This window comes from Lewinellaceae bacterium (assembly GCA_020636105.1).
GTDB lineage: Bacteria > Bacteroidota > Bacteroidia > Chitinophagales > Saprospiraceae > BCD1.
Window position 1 is genome coordinate 2287206 of the sequence record JACJYL010000001.1, and the last position, 19625, is coordinate 2306830.

The window sequence follows — 19625 nt, forward strand, 5'->3', positions numbered from 1 at the left end:
TTATTAAAATATGTTCTGGTTAATTTTTGATCGTTTTAACTTGTTCGTCTCCCTGGCTTTTTGTCTGAAAAACCATTGGTAAAATAATTTTGACCGAGGTTTTTCTTTTGGGTGAATTTGATCTTTAAAATATAGGTTTTATCGGTGAATTTTTCTAAAAAATAATACTGTTTAAAAATTAAGGATACTACTTTCGGGTATAAAAATAATGGCCTGCCTGATGAACAGTAATTATCTTTTGCCTTAAGGTAAGTGTTGAAAATGAAATTGAAAGGAAGTGGGCCAATAATAAATGGCATAAAGATTTGACCATCTTTACACCAAGCGATAGTGACAATTGCTTTTCAGTGTATTGCATTTTTAAATTGGGGATAAGGGATTAACTTTCTAAATCGGTTTTTACAGTTTTTACTGCAAGTAACAAAAGTATAAAAAAAAAACATGCAGCGCACTCTTTTGGGGTACATTTTATGGTTTTTAATCAAATAAATTATTTTTCACGACCTCAGGAATATCCATTTCCCCCTCCCACAGTCAGTTTAATGTTATTCATAAAAATGGATGCCTGCCAGCTGAAGGCTAATTCAATAATTTCCAGGAAAACCCAAAACGCAGAAAAGGTTTGGCATTAGGCTGGTAGGCCGTGACGTAATAAAGTTGCTTATAGGAAAGCATGGTGGAAAAATTCTCGAACTTCATGAAGCCCCGGAATTTAGTGATTTTGATGGAGAGCCAGACATCAACATTTGGAAAAAAGTCAATTTGCTGGCGGTCTTCCAGCTGGAATCTGCCCGTAGCCGGATTGTAGTAATACCCATAAAAGGTATCGTTGTACCTGAGATCGAGCCCTATTCTGATGTCCAGCTTTTTCTTGAACCAGGAGCCGTCATAAAAAAGACTATGCTTGCCATAAATACGCGGCAAACGGATGAAAGGTTCAGAAGCTGACTGGAAAGCTACTGTATTGTTCAGGTGAAACGCTCCTAATTTGAGGTCCCGTGCCAGGATAAGTTGCGTGATGCTGATGGGAAGCCCCGTCTGTCTTGGTATGGCCAGGGTATCAAAATAAATATAATTATTGATCAGGTGATAGGCTCCGGTAGCTTTGATCTTTAAAATTGGAATGAGATAATTGGCTTCAAAGTTAGTCTCCAGGGTTCGCTTGAAGTCGTTCTCCCAAACCTGTTTTTGAGTGAGATAAAACCGGTATTGCATCAAGTCAGGCCGGTAGAGTTGGTTGGTCGCTGATACACTGAGCTCTCCTGCTTTTCCCAGGTCGAAAAAAAGCGCTCCATTGAGCCGGTAATCCCCGGCATTATTGCCCAACCCCAAATGAGCATAGGTATTCAGCCAAAGTCCTTCCCCGGGTTGAAAGTGAAGTTTCCCGTGAAGCAAAAGATCATTGACTATCGTATCGGGTGCCCCTTCCTGTTGGATTTTGTGCCAGGTATGCGTTACGCCTGCTTCAAAGAAGTCCTTGTTACGGGTTGTTTTCCCTTTGTTAACTTGCCCGGCTTTTTTATAAGTCATCAACCGGAAACTGTTGCTCAAATATTGATGTTCCAGAAAAAAACGCATCCCCCTCTCATCGGTTTGCAATTCAGGAAACCATTTGTAAAAATACTCCGTATCACCGGAATCGAATGCGTCTGAATATTTATAATAGGAATTATTATAAACAGCCTCATGGGCCAGTGCAAAAGCCCTTTTATTGGTGGCAGTACTGTCGCTTTTGCCCGCCAGCTGGTAATAATGGGTATAACTCCATTCCCTGTGGGCGTGACGTGTTTTGCCATCGGCGAGGATCACCTGCGCAGAAGACGGTGTGGTCGTGTATAAAAATCCAAAAACAGTATCCCGATCCGATTCAATGGCAATTCCCCCGTTGTCTTTTTGCTCAATGGTATTGGCGGCATAACTTAAAAAGGCATTGTATTTTTCGTTTTTGGTCTTGTACCACATCCCCACAGCAATGGCGGTATTCCGGTTGTTCTGGTTTAGGTACTGGGCTCTATCGCCCAGTTGACTAAGGCGTTTGTAATCCAGAGTAAAACTAAAGCCTTTAGCAAAGTTACGGCCGAATTGGGCCGTAAAATAGCTATCTGCCTGCTCGGCCCCTCTTGTATAATTGACGATAGTAAAAGGCTTCTCGATCAGGTAGTAGGGCAAGGTTGCCCCGGTGGTGTGGTACAGATCGTATTGGTGCAGCCCAACATCAAAGCCCTTCCGGAAAGTAGGTTTATAAATGAGGAAATTAGTGGCCGACCCCAGGTTTCCCAGATGGGCCAGTTCCAGATCCCTTTGTCGAACCGGATCGTATTGCTGGAAATTATCGAGCAAAGTATCTCCGAGAAAAGTAACATCCCACGGGCTATGGGCAAAGAAATAATAGATTCCAAAAGTATCGATATCTGTTGCCTCCTGCCTGCCTGAAAACAAGGTCGAATCAGGAGTAGCAAGGGAACCTTCCTGCTGTCCGGTTATAGGTATATCAGTACGCTGGGCGGATAAAATGGCCGGAAAAAAGAAAAGAATACTTAGGAAAATACCTCCAAAGCCAAGCCATTTGGCCTTGAAATACCGGGTCCGAAAGGAAAACCTAAGTGCTTCGAATAATTTCATACTCCAATAAACGAAGGGAGTTCGGGAAATAAGTAATCCGGTTCGCTTTTAATATTTAATTAACAATGAAAACGCTTGAGACGGCTTCACAAGTAAAATCTTCCCTGAATCAACAGTATTTAATTTTATTACAAGCTGACTTTCGCTGAATAATAAACCATTTATATGATAAAATACTGCGCTTTTCTGCGATAAATCTACTGATGAAACGGTCTTTAACGGTCCCGTAGATTTTGATTAGCCTTCCAAAACTGCCGGATTCATCCCCATATTTGAAAATCCTCCATCATGGAAGAGATTTTGCATGGTCACCATTTTGGTGTAATCGGAAAAGAGGGTCAGGCAATAAGCGGCGCAGGCATCGGCAGAAGCATTTCCCAGGGGAGACATCTTATCTGCATAATCGAAAAAGTCGCCAAAACCTTTTACCCCCGATCCTGCAGTGGTAACGGTAGGTGATTGAGAAATGGTATTCACGCGTACTTTGTTTCTCGTACCAAAATGGTATCCGAAACTCCGGGCAAAAGACTCCAGCAGCGCTTTAGCTTCCGCCATTTCACTATAATCAGGGAAGGTGCGTTGTGCCGCCATATAGGTCAGGGCCAGGATAGACCCCCAATCGTTCATGGCATCAAGGTGCCAGAGGGATTGCATCATTTTGTGAAAGGAGACCGCTGAAACGTCGAAAGACTTCAGCATCCATTCATGGTTCAGATCGGTATAATCACGGCCTTTACGAACGTTGATGGACATTCCAATGGAGTGCAATACAAAGTCGAGTTTCCCGCCCAAAACTTCCATAGATTTTTCGAAAAGATTATTGAGATCGTCCATACTTGTGGCATCGGCAGGAATAATCACTGCATCCAATTTTTCAGCCAGCTTGTTGATCTCTCCGAAACGCATGGCTACGGGTGCATTGGTGAGCGTGATTTTCGCCCCTTCCGCCACGCAGGCTTCAGCTACTTTCCATGCAATCGACCTTTCGTCGAGGGCACCAAAAATGACGCCGCGTTTTCCATTTAAAATTCCCATAAAAAAGATTTTATTATCAATGCTTCCCTTTATTCCAAGCTAAGAAAACACTGATGAGTATCAAATTAGGTTGCAAACATAATCAACACAACCGAGACTATAAAAACTATTTTCTCCCGGTTTGTTTCCATTTTGCCCTTAGCTGATGTTATTTTTGGTTTAACCCAAGCAATTCCCTGGCATTTTGCATGGCAGCTTCCCCGGGGGGATTCTGACTCAGCATTACGGCAATGGCCCTGACCTTTTCTTCTTCGTCCAGCAAACGGACGCGCGCGATGGTTCGTTCTTCCGTATCCTTTTTGTACACAAAATAATGGGCATCCGCTTTTGAGGCGATCTGAGGCGAATGGGTAATGGAAACCACCTGGTGTTCATTCGATAATTGTCGCAAAATTTCGCCCATTTTCAAGGCTACGTCGCCGGAAATCCCTGTTTCTATTTCATCAAAGATCAGCGTAGGTAAGGGTATCGCACTCGCCACGAGAGATTTGGTCACCAGGGAAAGACGGGCGAGTTCACCTCCCGAGGCCACCTCCCTGATTTTCTGCAAGGTTCCTCCTTTATTGGCCGAAAACAGAAAATTGGCTTCATCCAGTCCGGCAGCACCGAGCTGACCGGTATCCGATAAATTAATATGGAACTGAGCCTGTGGCATCGCCAGTTGGGCCAATAATTTGAGTACCTTTTGTTCAAAAGGTTCGATAATGGCCAGTCTTTTTTGCTGTATTTCACGGGCTTTTACCATGAGGCTTTTTTCATACCCGGCAATTTGTCGTTCGAGCTTTTCCTCTTCCTGGCTCTGATTGGCAAAGGAATCTGATTTTTCTTCCAACTCTTTTTGGATCAAAAGTAATGCATCAAGATCCTTCACACTGTGTTTTTGCTGGAGGCGGTAAATGATGTCGAGTCTTTGCTGACTTTCCGTGATGCGCTCTTCATCATATTCCGTATTATCAGCCACTTTTTCGATCTGTCGGCCAATGTCATTCAACTCCTCCGTCACGGCCAGGAAACGGTCGGCGATGGCCTCCACCTTTGTATTCATGCGTCCTGAGGCGGACAACAAATTACTGATCTCAGTGAGCTGACTACTGATAGACTGCTCATCCTCAAACAGTTGTTGCATACTGGACAATAAATTTTTCTTTACTTCTTCAGCATGGGTCAGTTGGGATAACTCTTCTTCGAGTTTGTCCTGTTCTCCTTCAACCAGTTCTGCTTCGTGGAGTTCGTTGAGCTGAAAATTGACAAATTCGAGCTCACGGGAAGATTGAGCCGATGAAGTTCTCAGGGCTTCCAGCTGTTTTTTGGCCTGCTGGAAAGCGCGGTATTCAGAACGGTAATCTTCCAGTAAGGTCTTGTTTTCTGCAAGGGCATCCAGCATTTTCATCTGGAAATCCTGGCGATGAATATCGAGGGTATCGAATTGGTGGTGCAGGTCTATGAGGGCAGCACTCAGGCTTTTCAGGATATTGAGATTGACAGGAGTGTCATTGACAAATGCCCTTGATTTACCGCTGGGGCTGATCTCTCTGCGCAAGATCAATTCGTCATCGTAATCCACCTCATTGGATTCAAAAAAAGACCTAAGGCCATAATCACGCACATCAAAAACGCCTTCCACCACGCACTTTTTATCTTCCTCATATAAAACCTTGCTATCAGCACGCTGGCCAAGGATCAGACCTAAAGCCCCCAACAGGATGGATTTTCCTGCTCCCGTTTCACCGGTGATAATAGTCAATCCATCCGGAAAATCTATTTCCAGCGATTCAATGATCGCGTAATTTTTTATCAATAGGTTTTTAATCATGGATTATTTACAATTAATTCGCAAATTTAATTCTTTTGGACAATAAACTGCTATTTTTGCTCATTCGAGAAACTTATGAAGCGGACCAAATCAAGTAAACGTAAATTTGAGCTTCTTCTTAGGAAATTCAAAAACAAATTAATATAAAATACTGAAATGAAAAAAGCATTTTTCCTGACCATCACAATATTGACCATTTGGGCCTGTCAGAATGATCCCACCAAATTATGGAAAGCCATGGACTTGCTCCCCTATGGTATTCCAATCACCATCCTGGCTCCGGACAGTGCGGATGTAAACATGAGTAAATTAGGGGTCATCAAAGATATCACCATTAAAAAAGGTGATGATTATAACATTCAGATTTTTGCTTCCCCGGTCACTACAGGGAGCATTGAAGAGTTGAAAGCCAACCAAATGGACGAAGTGAAATCCAATCGCTTTTTCTCCAAAATTATCACTGAAGAACCCAATGGTTTTATCTATGAGACGGTGATTGATTCCGCTAATATTAATTACGGTTTCCGCCAGGTACATTACCAGGCCGACCTGGAATACGTTTTTCAGCAAAGTCTCATGGGATCTTTTACCCAGGAGCAAATCGAAAGAATGTATGAAGCTGTAAAACAAAAAGAACAGTAGAAAAAAGAACCGAAAGCGATCACAAAAAAAGGCTCTTGCATGAAGCAGAGCCTTTTTTTGTTTGCAGAAACTTCCTTTAGGAAGCCTCGTTAATGATCTCAAAATTAAATAATAAGAGAATCATTAACAGAATACCTAGAATGATCATGGAATTGGAATTTGGTTTAAAAAAGGTGTCTGATTTTCTCTAATCGCCTGTTCGTAAATATGTCGCTATCATGGTAATTGTATATGCAAATTACGGAAAATGATCCATTGTGTCAATGGGGAAGGTAATTTTTACAATGTCCAGTCCGAAAAAAAGAGGTCACAGGCCTACGTACCCAAAACGATCCATAACCTTAAAGAGAAGGATAAGTTGTTGATTATAAACAAAAAAGGGGCAGGGGAAATATTTCCCCGCCCCTTTTTTGTTTACTAAATATTTTTTTGATTAAAAATCTGAAGCCCCCTCGTTGGCGTCATTATAACGCTTGGTTACGGCATTCCAGTCAATTACATTGAAGAAAGCTTCGATGTAATCAGGTCTTCTGTTTTGATAATTGAGGTAGTAAGCGTGCTCCCAAACATCGAGTCCGAGAATTGGGGTACCCTTTTCCTCCACTACATCCATCAGTGGATTATCCTGATTGGCCGTAGAACAGATAAACAGTTTATCCTTATTATCCACACACAACCAGGCCCATCCGGATCCGAAGCGAGTAGCGGCAGCGGCGGCGAATTTAGATTTGAATTCCGCAAATGAGCCAAAATCACGGTTGATGGCTTTGTGGATATTCATACGCTCAGAAGGCTCTCCTCCCCCATTGGGAGACATCACCTTCCAAAACAGGTCGTGATTGTAAAACCCACCACCGTTATTTCTGACGGCCCCGGAATATTTGGAAATATTAGCCAGAATATCCTCGATAGACATATTCTCAAGTTCCGTTCCGGCAATGGCATTATTTAGGTTGTTAGTGTACCCTGCATGGTGCTTGGTATGATGAATCTCCATGGTACGTGCGTCGATATTTGGCTCAAGCGCATCGTAAGCGTAAGGTAAATCAGGTAATTGAAAAGCCATAAATATATTTTTTAGTTTGTTATAGAATGGTTTGTTTCGACAAAGATAAAAATTATGCTTTAAAACCTCTATCTTACTAAAACAACATCCTATTATCGGTTTTGTTTGTTCTAAATAAACTATTTTTGCCCCGAACCGGCCATTGACACACAACCATGAGAATTCTTAATATTGTCAGATTAAAGATAAAAGGGCAAAGAGTGGCCTGGATCACCATCGGCTGGACCATGGCAGCATTGCTCGACAATATAAATACCCGAACCATTGGAGCCTCCCGGTATATTGAGGTGTTGCCGGATTACGAATTCAACTTTGTTTTCAACATTAATATTTTCAGTGCCTTTTTAGCGGGTATTATTTCCGGAAGCCTGCTGATCTTCTACCTTCGGGAAAGATTCAGAAAAGCATCCTTCGGCTATGCAATTTTGATCAACGCGCTGATCATTTCAGCCCTCAATGTGGCCATCAGCGCTCTTTCCTATACTTTGTTCATTGCCTTCAAACTCGGGCTCGGCCTTTTTCACCCGGAAGTTCTGGAACTTAGCTCAAGACTGATCCAGGACACGATGTTTTACAAAAAACTGCTGTTTTGGTTTTTCCTGGTCATGCTGACCATAATAGGGCTGCACGTCAACGAAAAGTACGGCCAGGGCATTCTAGGAAAGCTCATCATGGGGAAATACCTGCGCCCCAGGGAGGAAGAACGCATTTTTATGTTTGTCGACATTCGTTCCTCCACTACTATTGCCGAACAGCTGGGACACCTTCGCTTTTTTGAATTGCTCAATGATTTTTACCGCGACCTGACCAATCCCATCATTTATAAATCAGGAGAAATTTACCAGTACGTCGGAGACGAAATCGTCGTATCCTGGCCTATGAAGGAGGGACTGCATAATGCCAGTTGCCTTCGTTGTTTTTATGACATCAAGGCCACACTGGAAACCTTATCCGGCGAATACAAAAAAAAGTATGGCCTCGTTCCTGTCGTAAAAGCCGGCCTGCACTGCGGCCTTGTAACCACCGGAGAGATCGGTGTGATCAAAAAAGATATCGTTTTTTCGGGAGATGTCATGAATACCACTTCCCGCATCCAGGCGCAATGCAACCGCTTCGGGGTGGATATCCTGCTTTCCAAAACCCTGCTCGACAAACTCAAACTTCCCCCGGATGAGTTTCCCCGGAAAAGAGTCGGTATGATCGAGTTGCGCGGCAGACGCCAAAAAGTGGAACTCTATTCCTTTGGCGACGAGGAAGCTGAGGTGGAAATGGAAAAAAGAATGACGCGAAGACGGAGGTAGAACAATAGCTATTGCCCATTGTCGCATTTTTGTCAGGATCAGGATTTTGAGGATTGCAGGATTAACAGAATTGGCTATTGTTAGTATTCATAATCCTTTTTTCCAGCAACGAGTAACGAGCAACGAGCAACAAGTAACGAGCAACCAACAACCCCTCCCGAAAAAAATCCAATCTCATATCTTTTCGTTTTTCGGAAATGAGCATTTCTTTTTCGTATCTTACGTCTCCAAAAACAAATCTATGATTATGCGTATTTACACAACAATCCTCCTTGCGCTAATTTCTTTTTCCCTTAATGCGCAAACCACCTTTTCTGACCAGACCGCCAATCTTTTTTATCCATTCGTCCACAGCGGAGCCCCAATGGGAGTGGCTGACATGAACGGAGACGGCTTAGATGACATCATCCGACTCGACGGCACTTCGACTCTTCGTTTTGATTATCAACCCTCAACAGGCAATACTTTTACCGGGTTTACTTACGGCCAATTGCAGGGAACCCAATGGGGCATGTGCATTGCCGATGCCGACGAAAACGGGTTTAATGATTTTTTTACCGGTGGTGGATACAACGGACTCAAATTACTCAAAGCCGATAACAGCGGAAGTTCCTATAGTTTAAGCACCATTTCTATCCTGCCCATTTTCCTGCAAGGGGCCAATTTTGCCGACATCGACAATGACGGAGATTTGGATATTTTTGCCTGTAATGATGTGGGGCTGAGTCATGTGTACCGGAATGACGGCCCCGGATCTATGATTTACGACGAGAACCTGATCAATACGGCTTCCACGGTGCCTTCCGACAATTCGGGGAACTACGGCTCCGTCTGGACCGATTACGACAGCGATGGTGACCTGGATCTCTACATCTCCAAATGCAGGCAAGACGTTACCAATCCCAACGACGGACGCCGCCTGAACCTATTGTTTCAAAACGATGGCCAGGGCAATTTCGTCGACGTGGCGGAAGAAGCCGGCCTGCTCCCCCACGGGCAATCGTGGGCAACCGATTTTGCCGACATCGACAATGACGGCGACCTCGATTGTTTTGTGATCAACCACGATATTGATTGTAACCTGTATATCAACAACGGCCTCAATTATTTTACCGACATCATGGCTAATTCAGGCATGGCGAGTGCCCTGAGTACCGCCGGCGACGGCATACAGTGTAAGTTTGTGGATTTTGATAACGATACTTATGTCGATTTACTGTATTCCACCAACGGAACAAATCATTTACTTTTCCGCAATAACGGCAACCAGACTTTCACCCAGGTCAACAACTGGATTCCCGTCAATAACAGGATTCACAGCTTTGCCACCGGAGACCTCAATGATGACGGATTTATTGATTTCGTGGCCGGTTTCGGCAATGCCTTCAATACCCCTAACAACCAGGTTTCAGATAAATTATTCCTCAACAACGGTAACAATAACCACTACTTCAAAGTACGCCTTGACGGGGTATTTTCGAACGAAAATGGTATCGGCGCCCGCCTTGAAATTTACGGAGCCTGGGGAAAACAGATCCGGGAAATACGTTCCGGGGAAAGTTATGGCATCACGACTTCCCTGGCAGCCCATTTTGGATTGGGCACCGCTACGGCCATCGATAGCCTGATCGTCAGGTGGCCTTCTGGCTACGTCGATCAGATCAACCAACCCAATATTGACCAGACCCTTGTATTTATTGAAGCCAGCAACTGTATCGCGGTGGCTGATTTTGATGCAACGGTAACCAACAATACCGTAAACTTTACGGATCAAAGCTCCGGAGGAACGGCCACCTGGTTCTGGAATTTTGGCGACGGCACTACCGCCTCCGGGCCTAACCCTGAACATACCTATAGTAATATCGGTATTTATGAGGTGTGCCTGACCGTTACCGGCAATTGCGGCAGCGATCATTTTTGTAAGGCGGTAAATGTGAATTGCGCTCTGCCCGTTGTGGATTTTGCCACGGTGACCAATGGCCTGACGGCCAATTTCACCAGCAATATCACCGGAACGGCGAATTCCTTTGTTTGGGATTTTGGAGATGGTACCGGTCTTGCCGGAAATCCCAATGCTTCGCATACCTATGTAGCTCCCGGGCTTTATACGATCTGCTTTGAGGCGAGCAATGAATGTGGCCCCGTCCAAATTTGCCACGATATTCCTGTAGGTTGTACCCCTCCTTTTGCAGGATTCAGCGTACAGGTAAATGAACTTACGCTGACCTTTTCCGATGAATCCAGTCCTTCTGTTTATCAGTGGTTATGGGATTTCGGAGACGGAACCACTTCTTTGCAACAAAACCCGATACATACTTATGCGCAACCCGGCACCTACCTGATATGCCTGACGGTTACGTCCGATTGTGGTTCAAACCAGGTTTGTTTACAAGCCACCATCAACTGTGCCCCTCCCAGTGTAGGATTCCAGGCACAAGTCAGCCAACTGACCATAGCCTTCACCAACACTTCCGACCAGGGGGCCACGCAATGGCTTTGGAATTTTGGGGATGGTACTACCTCTACCATGGAAAACCCCATACACACCTTTCCCGGCCCCGGCACCTATACGGTTTGCCTCAGCGCTACCGATGAATGCGGAACGTCACAGGTATGTCTGCCGATAACCCTGAATTGCACCCCACCATCTCCCGGATTCCAGGCACAGGTCAGCCAGCTGACCATTGCCTTTACCGATACCTCCAGTCCTGAGGTAACCGGATGGTTGTGGGATTTCGGCGATGGTACCACCTCCACCCAAGAAAATCCTACCCATACTTTCCCGGGACCGGGCACTTACAATATATGCCAGACGGTAACTTCTCCGTGCAGTTCGTCACAGGTATGCCTGATGGTCACCTTAAATTGCGCCCCTCCGACCGCAGGATTCCAGGCGTCAATTAATCAACTGACGGTCAATTTTACAGACAATTCAAGCGCAAGCACCACCGATTGGTTATGGAACTTTGGCGACGGTACGGCCTCCCTTTCCGAAAATCCGAGCCATACATTTCCCGGGCCGGGCACCTACAATGTTTGCCTGACCTCCTCTAATGATTGTGGAAGCAATACCATATGTCTGCCCATTACCGTCAATTGCGCCCCTCCTTCGGTAGGGTTCCAGGCACAGGTTAGTGGACTCACCACCAACTTTTTTAATAATTCCAGCCCTGATGTCACCCAGTGGTTATGGGATTTTGGCGACGGAACCACCTCCACTCTGGAAGACCCTGTCCATACTTTTTCGGGCCCCGGCACCTATAATGTATGTCTGACCGGAACTTCCGTGTGCGGATCCCAACAAGTGTGCCTCCAGGTAACGGTCAACTGTGCCGCACCCTCGGCAGGATTCCAGGCCCAGGTGAATCAACTCACCGTTACCCTCACCGACACCTCGGATCCGAACGTCACCCAATGGCTTTGGAATTTTGGGGACGGAACCACTTCCACCCTGGAAAATCCCTCGCATACCTACCCAGTGCCGGGTACTTATACGATTTGCCAGACGGTAACGTCCACCTGCGGCACGAACCAGATATGTCTACCCGTAACCGTCAATTGTGCTCCACCGACTGCGGGTTTCCAGGTGCAACCCAATAATTTAACGGTTTCCCTGACGGATACCTCAAGTCCGGAAGTCATCCAATGGTTATGGGACTTCAATGATGGCACCACCTCCAACGAACAAAACCCGACCCATACTTTTGCCAATGCAGGCAGTTACCTCATTTGCCTCACGGCGACCTCCATTTGCGGATCGTCCCAGGTTTGTCTTCCGGTGACCGTCAATTGTGCGCCTCCGGCCGTAGGTTTCGATGCTCAGGTCAATCAACTGACGGTTTCACTGACCAATAGTTCAAGTCCGGATGCTGAACAGTGGGTTTGGAATTTCGGGGACGGAACCTCCTCTACTGAAGAAAACCCGACCCATACTTTCGCAGCGCCGGGTACATATAATATTTGTCTGACGGCTATTTCTTCCTGTTCTTCTAACCAGGTTTGTCTGCTCGTTACGGTAACCTGCACCTTGCCCACCGCCAGTTTTGTGGTTCAGGAAAATCAGTCCACGGTATCCTTCACCGACTTTTCGGGCCCCGGGATTACGCAATGGCTGTGGACCTTCGGGGACGGAACCTCCTCTACGGAGCAGCATCCTATCCATACCTACACAGTTTCAGGCGTTTATAATGTATGTCTTGTAGTGACCAATGATTGTGGCACGGATCAATATTGCGAAGCCGTGGCCATCGACTGTCCCGGCCCAGAGGCGGCTTTTTCGGCCCAGGCCAACCACTACACCGTCAACTTTACGGACAATTCCGTCAACAGCCCGATCGCATGGGCCTGGAACTTTGGTGACGGCACCACTTCGACCCAACAAAATCCGCTGCATATTTATTCGGAAACAGGCAATTACACCGTTTGCCTGACCGTAACCAATAGCTGCGGACAAAATACCGTTTGCCAGGACATCACCATTACCTGCCCGGCACCTCTGGCCATTTTTACCCACCAGTCTGATGGGTACACCACCATTTTCCATGATATTTCCAATAATCAACCCACCACCTGGGCCTGGAACTTTGGCGACGGCAACACTTCGACCCAACAAAACCCGACCCACACCTATGCAGTGGAAGGTTCATTCACCGTTTGCCTTACGGTGACCAATAACTGCGGTCAGAATTCCTATTGCGAAACCATCAACATTACCTGTGCCGAACCGGCCGCGGCCTTTAGCGTAAGTAATACCAATGTGACCGCCACTTTTACTGACAATACGGCGAACAATCCAACGGAATGGCAATGGAATTTTGGCGACGGCAATACTTCCAACCAGCAAAACCCTGTCCACACCTATGCTGTTCCGGGTTCTTACACCGTTTGTCTCACGGCAACCAACAATTGCGGGACCGATCAACATTGTATGCAGGTAGTCATCACTTGTGCGGTGCCCCAGGCCGGATTTATGCAACAAAGCAATGAACTGACGGCCAATTTCCTGGATTTTTCCACCAACAACCCGACCTCATGGATGTGGGAGTTTGGGGACGGAGGAACTTCTACGCTCCAGAATCCTACGCACACTTATTCCCTTCCGGGAACGTACACGGTATGCCTGACCGCTTCCAGTGTTTGTGGTAATAACCAAACTTGTAACCAGGTCATCATTACCTGCTCCCCACCACAGGCGGGCTTTGGCTTCCAGGCGAATGAGCTGGTGGTGTCCTTTACTGATAATTCGACCAACAGTCCGATTTCATGGAGCTGGAATTTTGGCGACGGCACGACCGCTACGGTGCAAAACCCGACGCATACTTATGCCTTGCCAGGCACTTATACGGTATGCCTCACCGTCTCCTCGATTTGTGGCAACACCCAAATTTGCAATGAAGTGAACACCAATTGTCCTCCGCCTGCGGTAGGATTTGAGGTACAGATCAATGAATTGAACGTAGGTTTTTCAGATACCTCCTCCGATGAAGTTTCCCAATGGTCATGGGACTTTGGGGATGGAAACTCCTCAGGGCAGCAAAATCCGACCCACGCCTATGCGGTACCGGGCACTTATGAAGTATGCCTCACCGTCACTTCAGATTGCGGCTCTTCGGAAGTTTGTTTATCAATAACTGTAAATTGTGCCCTCCCCACAGTAGGTTATTCCGCCCAGGCCAACCAACTATCCGTCAACTTTACGGACAACTCCGATGAAGCAGTGACTTCCTGGTTATGGAATTTCGGGGATGGCAATACCTCCACTGAGCAAAATCCTGCTCATACTTATGCCAGCCCGGGCACTTATAGTGTTTGTTTGACGGGAACTTCTGTTTGCGGCTCAGCCCAGGTTTGCCAAAATTTGACGGTTGACTGCAGTGCCCCCACCGCAGCCTTCAGCACCACCCAGAATCAGCTTGCCGTGAATTTCACCGACAACTCTATTGGGCAGGTGAGCAGCTGGTCGTGGGATTTTGGGGACGGCAATACATCCAATTTGGAAAATCCGGCCCATACTTATGCTTTGGCGGGCACCTATACCGTTTGTCTGACCGTGAGCAGTATCTGCGGTACGGATCAGTTTTGTCAAACAATCACCGTATCCTGCCCGGCGCCCCAGGCCGGTTTTACTTTCCAGCCGGATCAGCTGAGTGTGACTTTTACCGACAATTCCACCAACAACCCTACGCAATGGTTCTGGAATTTCGGCGATGGCAATTTCTCATCGGAGCAAAACCCTGTACATGTTTACGCGACCCCGGGATCTTATACGGCTTGTCTGACGGTAAGCGGAAATTGCGGCAGCAATCAATTCTGTCAGCAGGTGAACGTTATCTGTTCCCCGCCGCAGGCAGCTTTTGAAGTAGCAACCTATAACCTGACCGCCACCCTAACGGACAACTCCACCAACAACCCGACCCAGTGGTTATGGGATTTCGGTGACGGCATCACCTCCAATATGGTGAATCCTGTGCACGAATATGCCGTGGCGGGCACCTACAACATTTGCCTCACCGCATCCAGTGTCTGTGGCAATAACCAAACCTGTCAATCCATCACTGTGGATTGTACAGCACCTGAAGCCATTTTTGCCATCAACGGAAGTGGTCTGAGCCAGGTATTCCAGGACGTTTCAACCAACAACCCCGAATCATGGCTGTGGGATTTTGGCGACGGCTCCATTTCGGGCGAGCAAAACCCTTTCCATACCTTTGCGACAGCAGGAAGTTATACTATTTGTCTGACGGTTTCCAACGCCTGCGGCACCGATACTGACTGCCACCTCATCTTTCTGACTACCGCGACGGACAATCCGGAGTTGTTCGAAGAAATATCGCTGACTCCCAACCCGGCTTCCCATTATTTACAACTGGAGTACAAAGGAGAAACTGTCCTGAAAGCTGATATTCAGGTTTTCGACACCCATGGCAAAATGATTATGAAATTGAAAAATGAAAATATTGGCGGACCCGGTAATGGAAAAACCATAGACGTTGGGAATCTCCCGGCAGGGGTGTATATTTTACTGATCGACACAGAACAGGGACGGGTAGTGAAACGGTTTGTGAAAATGTAATGCTTGTTGCTCGTTGCTGGTTACTGGTTTCTCGTTTGTCAAGGCCTAGAATAGCTTGATCTGTTTTAGGCCTTGACAGCATGAGTTACAGGTTTGTCATGGCCGGGTAAGGTATATTCCTGTTAAGGCTTTAAGCCTCAGAATCCTGAACATGTGGCTGTTTACCTCCGGAGTTTGTAACGAGCTTTCCTTTTTTTGTCCGACTGGAAATTTCAACACCCATAGAACACCAGATCCATTGACACTTAATCATCCAAATTGGAACATGAATACTATCACAGTATCTCAGCATCAAAATATTACAGTTTCAAAAAAATACTTACCTTCGCCCTTTTAAACAACGACACAAACAAAATTTAATTTAATGAAGAAATTAATCTATTTGTTGCCTTTCCTTTTAGGGCTGGCAGCATGTGGCGGTGGTTCCGGCAATACAGAACTCACCACCCCATTGGACAGTATGTCCTATTCGCTTGGTGTCTACCTGACGGAGCAGCTCAACACACAAGGTATCGCACTTAACCCTGAAATGATCCACCAGGGATACATGGACTTCCAGGAGGAAAAAGGCATGGATAAAAAGGAATATACCAGTTTCCTTATGGAATTTTCAAAGGAAATGGGAATGAGACAAGGCGCTCCTGTTACTGCAGATGCACCTTTGTCTACTAATCTTGATACACTTTCCTATGCTATCGGAGCAGATTTCTCTGAACGCATGAAAACCAGCGGCATGGCCCTCAATACCGATGCTTTCCTCCAGGGTTGTAAAGACATGTTCGCCGAGGAAGGTCCGAAGATCGACCTGGCCGGCAGACAAGCACAAATCATGGTTTTCTCCAAGCAGATGCAAGAAAAACAAACCGCCAAAATGGAAGCTGAAGGTGGGGTTAACCTTGAAAAAGGGGAAGCTTTCCTTGCTGAAAACGCAACTAAAGAAGGCGTCATGACTACCGAAAGTGGCCTCCAGTACAAAGTAATTACCGCCGGTGCTGGTCCTTCTCCTGCCCCTACGGACATTGTAACTGTTCACTACGAAGGCCGCCTGCTTGACGGTACGGTTTTTGACAGTTCTTACGAAAGAGGCGAGCCTATTGAATTTGGGCTAAACCAGGTAATTCCGGGATGGACCGAAGGCGTTCAACTGATGAATGCAGGAGCCAAATACCAGTTGTACATTCCTTCCGGACTGGCTTACGGTAAAAGAGGTTCACCACCGAATATCGGTTCAAACGAAACTTTGATCTTTGATGTGGAACTGTTGAGCTTCAAGCCTGCTCCTCCACCTCCTCCAGCTCCAGGGCAGTAAGATTTTTGCGCGATGATTTTCATCGAAAAAAAGCCATCTCATTCGTTTGGGATGGCTTTTTTTTTAATTATGTTGCATGGCTTTAATCTTTTCGTGCAAATTTTGGTTTATTCTAAAAACATCCATTGAAATGATAGGCTCGCGATTTACAAAACATATTCCGGAACAGGATAACCGGACGCCTTTTGAAAAGCTCTTGGAGTTATTCCTGGAGCTTATGGTCTATACTTCGGGGGATATAGAGGAAGCCTTCGACTGGATGGAACAGATCGACCAGGAGCACCATATTACTACTCCCGATTACACCCTGGAGGACTTTCGAAGAGACCTCGAAAAACAATCTTTTATCCAGCCGGACGAAAAAGGAGGGCAAAAACTCAGCGGTAAAGGGGAACGGATTATCCGCCAGAGAGCGTTGGATCAGATCTTCGGGAAACTGAAACGCGACGGCGGCGGCAATCACAGCAGCCCGATCACCGGCAACGGGGATGAACAGACGGCAGGTAGAAAACCATATCAGTTCGGCGACAATCTCAGCCATATAGATTTTACGACCAGTTTACAAAATGCACAACTGCGTCACGGGCTCGATTCCTTCACCCTGAATGAAGATGACCTGGAAGTCATCGAAACCGAACACAAAAGCCAGATGGCTACGGTTTTGATGATCGATATTTCACACTCCATGATTCTCTACGGGGAAGACCGCATCACTCCCGCCAAAAAGGTGGCCATGGCCCTGGCGGAACTGATCACTACACGCTATCCAAAAGACACCCTGGATGTAGTAGTCTTTGGCAACGATGCCTGGCAGGTGCAGATCAAAGACCTCCCCTATTTGCAGGTGGGGCCTTTCCATACCAATACCGTTGCCGGGCTGGAATTGGCTATGGACATCCTCCGGAAACGCAAAATGCGCAACAAACAGATCTTTATGATCACAGATGGCAAGCCCACCTGTCTGAAAGAAAAAGACGGGAGCTACTACCAAAACAGTATGGGCCGCGATCCGCGAATTATCAATAAAACCATTAACCTTGCCATCCAGTGCAGGAAATTACGGATTCCGATCACGACTTTCATGATTGCCCAGGATCCGTACCTGCAAAGGTTTGTGGAGGACTTCACGGAAGCCAACAAAGGCAAGGCATTCTTTTCAGGACTTCAAGGACTGGGTCAGTTCATTTTTGCTGACTATGAAAAAAATAAAAGACGAAGAAAATGAGTCAAATCGAACAAATCAAAACACTAGGCGATTTAAAAGCCTCAGGTTATCAATCCAAATCCGTCAAAGATGAAATGCGGGATAACCTGATCAAAAAACTACGCTCCGGCGAACCTGTTTTTACGGGAATTCTCGGTTATGAACACAGCGTTATTCCCCAACTCGAAAGAGCCATTTTATCGGGTCATAATATCAATTTCCTGGGATTACGCGGCCAGGCAAAGACCAAAATGGCCCGCAAGATGATCGAACTGCTGGACGAATACATTCCCATCGTTTCAGGGTCGGAGATCAATGACGACCCCCTGCACCCGCTTTCGCTGAAATCGAGGAAACTCATCGAAGAGATGGGCGATAAAACTCCGGTCGAATGGGTCCACCGCTCAACACGTTATACCGAAAAGCTGGCGACTCCCGATGTGAATGTAGCCGACCTTATCGGAGATATTGATCCCATCAAAGCCGCGAATATGCGACTGAGTTATGCCGATGAGGAAGTGATCCACTTCGGGCTCATTCCACGTTCCAACCGCGGGATTTTCGTCATCAATGAGCTACCGGACCTCCAGGCGCGCATACAGGTGGCGCTTTTTAATATTTTACAGGAAAGCGATATCCAGATTCGTGGATTCAAATTGCGTTTCCCGCTGGATGTGCATTTCGTATTCACCGCCAACCCCGAAGATTATACCAACCGTGGTTCTATCATCACGCCGTTGAAGGATCGTATCCAGAGCCAGATTTTCACCCATTACCCGGGCAGTATTGAGATCGGTCGCCAGATTACCAAACAGGAAATCCGCCTGGCACCACCACAACAAAAGATCATCGTTCCCGAACTGATCGAAAAGCTCATCGAACAGATAGCCGTTGAAGCCCGACAAAGTGAATATGTAGATGAAAAAAGCGGGGTTTCTGCACGATTGGCGATCTCTGCCTATGAAAGTGTGGTGAGTTCCGTAGAACGCCGGATGATCCTCAATGATGAAAAAACAGGGATGGCCCGCATCAGCGACCTGAATGCCACCATTCCAGCCATCGTCGGAAAAATAGAAATGGTGTATGAAGGAGAGCAGGAAGGTTCCGTCAATGTGGCGTTAAAGCTCATTTCTGAAGCCATCAAAGCCCTGGCACCCGATTATTTTAAAGGCATCGAACGACTAAAAACAAGTACCGGGACCAACCCGGCTTCACGCTACAATGAAATCACCACCTGGTTTGAAGAAGGAGGCGAAATCGACCTCCTGAATGACGGACCTGTCAAAGTTTATGAAAAGGAACTGAACAAGGTGACAGGCCTTCGCAAAGTAGTGGAATTATTAACTGAAGCCAAAGGCGCGGAAGCACTGCTGATGATGGAATACCTGCTACACGTATTGGCAGAACATTCCCTGCTCGACAAACGAATGCTTCAGGTCAGCTACCGGTTCCAGGATTATTTCAATTCAGTCATTAAGGGGCTGGGGAATGATAATTAAATAAAAAACGCGTTTCAGCTCATTCCCAAGATCATTCGATCAACTGGGAATGAGCCAAAACG

10 protein-coding genes and 14 pseudogenes are annotated in these 19625 nt (G+C 46.3%); 20 read left to right on the top strand and 4 right to left on the bottom strand.

Annotated features, from left to right (window positions below; translation table 11 throughout):
• Window positions 1-579: 579 nt before the first annotated feature.
• The 3 genes from H6571_08480 to recN all read right to left on the bottom strand — a co-directional run bounded on the left by H6571_08480 (window position 580) and on the right by recN (window position 5470).
• On the bottom strand, window positions 580-2622 hold the full coding sequence (locus H6571_08480; protein MCB9323768.1) for a hypothetical protein: 2043 nt from the start codon (window positions 2620-2622) through the stop codon (window positions 580-582).
• A 237-nt stretch (window positions 2623-2859) separates the two neighbouring features.
• Window positions 2860-3657: an SDR family oxidoreductase gene (locus H6571_08485; GenBank protein ID MCB9323769.1), complete on the bottom strand. Its 798-nt coding sequence runs from the start codon at window positions 3655-3657 to the stop codon at window positions 2860-2862.
• Between the two features lie 148 nt (window positions 3658-3805).
• Complete coding sequence (gene recN / locus H6571_08490; GenBank protein MCB9323770.1) at window positions 3806-5470, bottom strand: DNA repair protein RecN; 1665 nt, start codon at window positions 5468-5470, stop codon at window positions 3806-3808.
• A gap of 156 nt (window positions 5471-5626) precedes the next feature.
• Here recN and H6571_08495 point away from each other — a divergent pair, with 156 nt between their 5' ends.
• Window positions 5627-6112 carry a hypothetical protein gene (locus H6571_08495; GenBank protein MCB9323771.1) on the top strand — a complete coding sequence of 162 codons (486 nt, stop codon included), beginning with the start codon at window positions 5627-5629 and terminating at the stop codon, window positions 6110-6112.
• A gap of 433 nt (window positions 6113-6545) precedes the next feature.
• On the opposite strand, the gene H6571_08500 is transcribed toward H6571_08495, so the two are convergent.
• Window positions 6546-7178, bottom strand: coding sequence for a superoxide dismutase (locus H6571_08500; protein ID MCB9323772.1), 633 nt, complete (start codon window positions 7176-7178; stop codon window positions 6546-6548).
• Between the two features lie 155 nt (window positions 7179-7333).
• On the opposite strand from H6571_08500, the gene H6571_08505 reads away from it, so the two are divergent.
• The 19 genes and pseudogenes from H6571_08505 (at window position 7334) to H6571_08595 (ending at window position 19563) form a co-directional block, all read left to right on the top strand.
• Complete coding sequence (locus H6571_08505) at window positions 7334-8479, top strand: adenylate/guanylate cyclase domain-containing protein (GenBank protein MCB9323773.1); 1146 nt, start codon at window positions 7334-7336, stop codon at window positions 8477-8479.
• Between the two features lie 241 nt (window positions 8480-8720).
• Window positions 8721-9353, top strand: a pseudogene (locus H6571_08510) (VCBS repeat-containing protein).
• Between the two features lie 420 nt (window positions 9354-9773).
• Window positions 9774-10169: pseudogene (locus H6571_08515) on the top strand (ASPIC/UnbV domain-containing protein).
• Between the two features lie 171 nt (window positions 10170-10340).
• Window positions 10341-10619, top strand: a pseudogene (locus tag H6571_08520) (PKD domain-containing protein).
• A gap of 153 nt (window positions 10620-10772) precedes the next feature.
• Window positions 10773-11063 (top strand): annotated as a pseudogene (locus H6571_08525) (PKD domain-containing protein).
• Window positions 11064-11330: 267 nt separating this feature from the next.
• A pseudogene (locus H6571_08530) lies at window positions 11331-11552 on the top strand (PKD domain-containing protein).
• 147 nt (window positions 11553-11699) lie between these two features.
• Window positions 11700-11990 (top strand): annotated as a pseudogene (locus H6571_08535) (PKD domain-containing protein).
• Window positions 11991-12119: 129 nt separating this feature from the next.
• A pseudogene (locus H6571_08540) lies at window positions 12120-12449 on the top strand (PKD domain-containing protein).
• 129 nt (window positions 12450-12578) lie between these two features.
• Window positions 12579-12935: pseudogene (locus tag H6571_08545) on the top strand (PKD domain-containing protein).
• 177 nt (window positions 12936-13112) lie between these two features.
• Window positions 13113-13391: pseudogene (locus H6571_08550) on the top strand (PKD domain-containing protein).
• Between the two features lie 15 nt (window positions 13392-13406).
• A pseudogene (locus tag H6571_08555) lies at window positions 13407-13604 on the top strand (PKD domain-containing protein).
• A 132-nt stretch (window positions 13605-13736) separates the two neighbouring features.
• A pseudogene (locus H6571_08560) lies at window positions 13737-14090 on the top strand (PKD domain-containing protein).
• 15 nt (window positions 14091-14105) lie between these two features.
• Window positions 14106-14297: pseudogene (locus H6571_08565) on the top strand (PKD domain-containing protein).
• A pseudogene (locus H6571_08570) lies at window positions 14292-14534 on the top strand (PKD domain-containing protein). Before H6571_08565 ends, H6571_08570 begins: the two co-directional pseudogenes overlap by 6 nt.
• 219 nt (window positions 14535-14753) lie before the next feature.
• Window positions 14754-15014 (top strand): annotated as a pseudogene (locus H6571_08575) (PKD domain-containing protein).
• Window positions 15015-15131: 117 nt separating this feature from the next.
• Window positions 15132-15551, top strand: a complete 420-nt coding sequence (locus H6571_08580) for a T9SS type A sorting domain-containing protein (protein ID MCB9323774.1) — start codon at window positions 15132-15134, stop codon at window positions 15549-15551.
• A gap of 571 nt (window positions 15552-16122) precedes the next feature.
• Window positions 16123-16860, top strand: coding sequence for an FKBP-type peptidyl-prolyl cis-trans isomerase (locus tag H6571_08585; GenBank protein ID MCB9323775.1), 738 nt, complete (start codon window positions 16123-16125; stop codon window positions 16858-16860).
• 130 nt (window positions 16861-16990) lie between these two features.
• A complete protein-coding gene (locus H6571_08590; protein ID MCB9323776.1) occupies window positions 16991-18085 on the top strand; it encodes a hypothetical protein in 1095 nt (364 codons plus the stop codon).
• Window positions 18082-19563 (top strand): sigma 54-interacting transcriptional regulator, encoded by a 1482-nt coding sequence (locus H6571_08595; protein MCB9323777.1) that lies wholly within the window; start codon window positions 18082-18084, stop codon window positions 19561-19563. The genes H6571_08590 and H6571_08595 overlap by 4 nt, the downstream gene beginning before the upstream one ends.
• The last annotated feature ends 62 nt before the right edge of the window (window positions 19564-19625 follow it).

Coding starts and splice junctions, on each gene's coding strand:
- H6571_08480 (MCB9323768.1), bottom strand. CDS start 2,622: ATGAAATTATTCGAAGCACTTAGGTTTTCCTTTCGGACCCGGTATTTC.
- H6571_08485 (MCB9323769.1), bottom strand. CDS start 3,657: ATGGGAATTTTAAATGGAAAACGCGGCGTCATTTTTGGTGCCCTCGAC.
- recN (MCB9323770.1), bottom strand. CDS start 5,470: ATGATTAAAAACCTATTGATAAAAAATTACGCGATCATTGAATCGCTG.
- H6571_08495 (MCB9323771.1), top strand. CDS start 5,627: ATGAAAAAAGCATTTTTCCTGACCATCACAATATTGACCATTTGGGCC.
- H6571_08500 (MCB9323772.1), bottom strand. CDS start 7,178: ATGGCTTTTCAATTACCTGATTTACCTTACGCTTACGATGCGCTTGAG.
- H6571_08505 (MCB9323773.1), top strand. CDS start 7,334: ATGAGAATTCTTAATATTGTCAGATTAAAGATAAAAGGGCAAAGAGTG.
- H6571_08585 (MCB9323775.1), top strand. CDS start 16,123: ATGGATAAAAAGGAATATACCAGTTTCCTTATGGAATTTTCAAAGGAA.
- H6571_08590 (MCB9323776.1), top strand. CDS start 16,991: ATGATAGGCTCGCGATTTACAAAACATATTCCGGAACAGGATAACCGG.
- H6571_08595 (MCB9323777.1), top strand. CDS start 18,082: ATGAGTCAAATCGAACAAATCAAAACACTAGGCGATTTAAAAGCCTCA.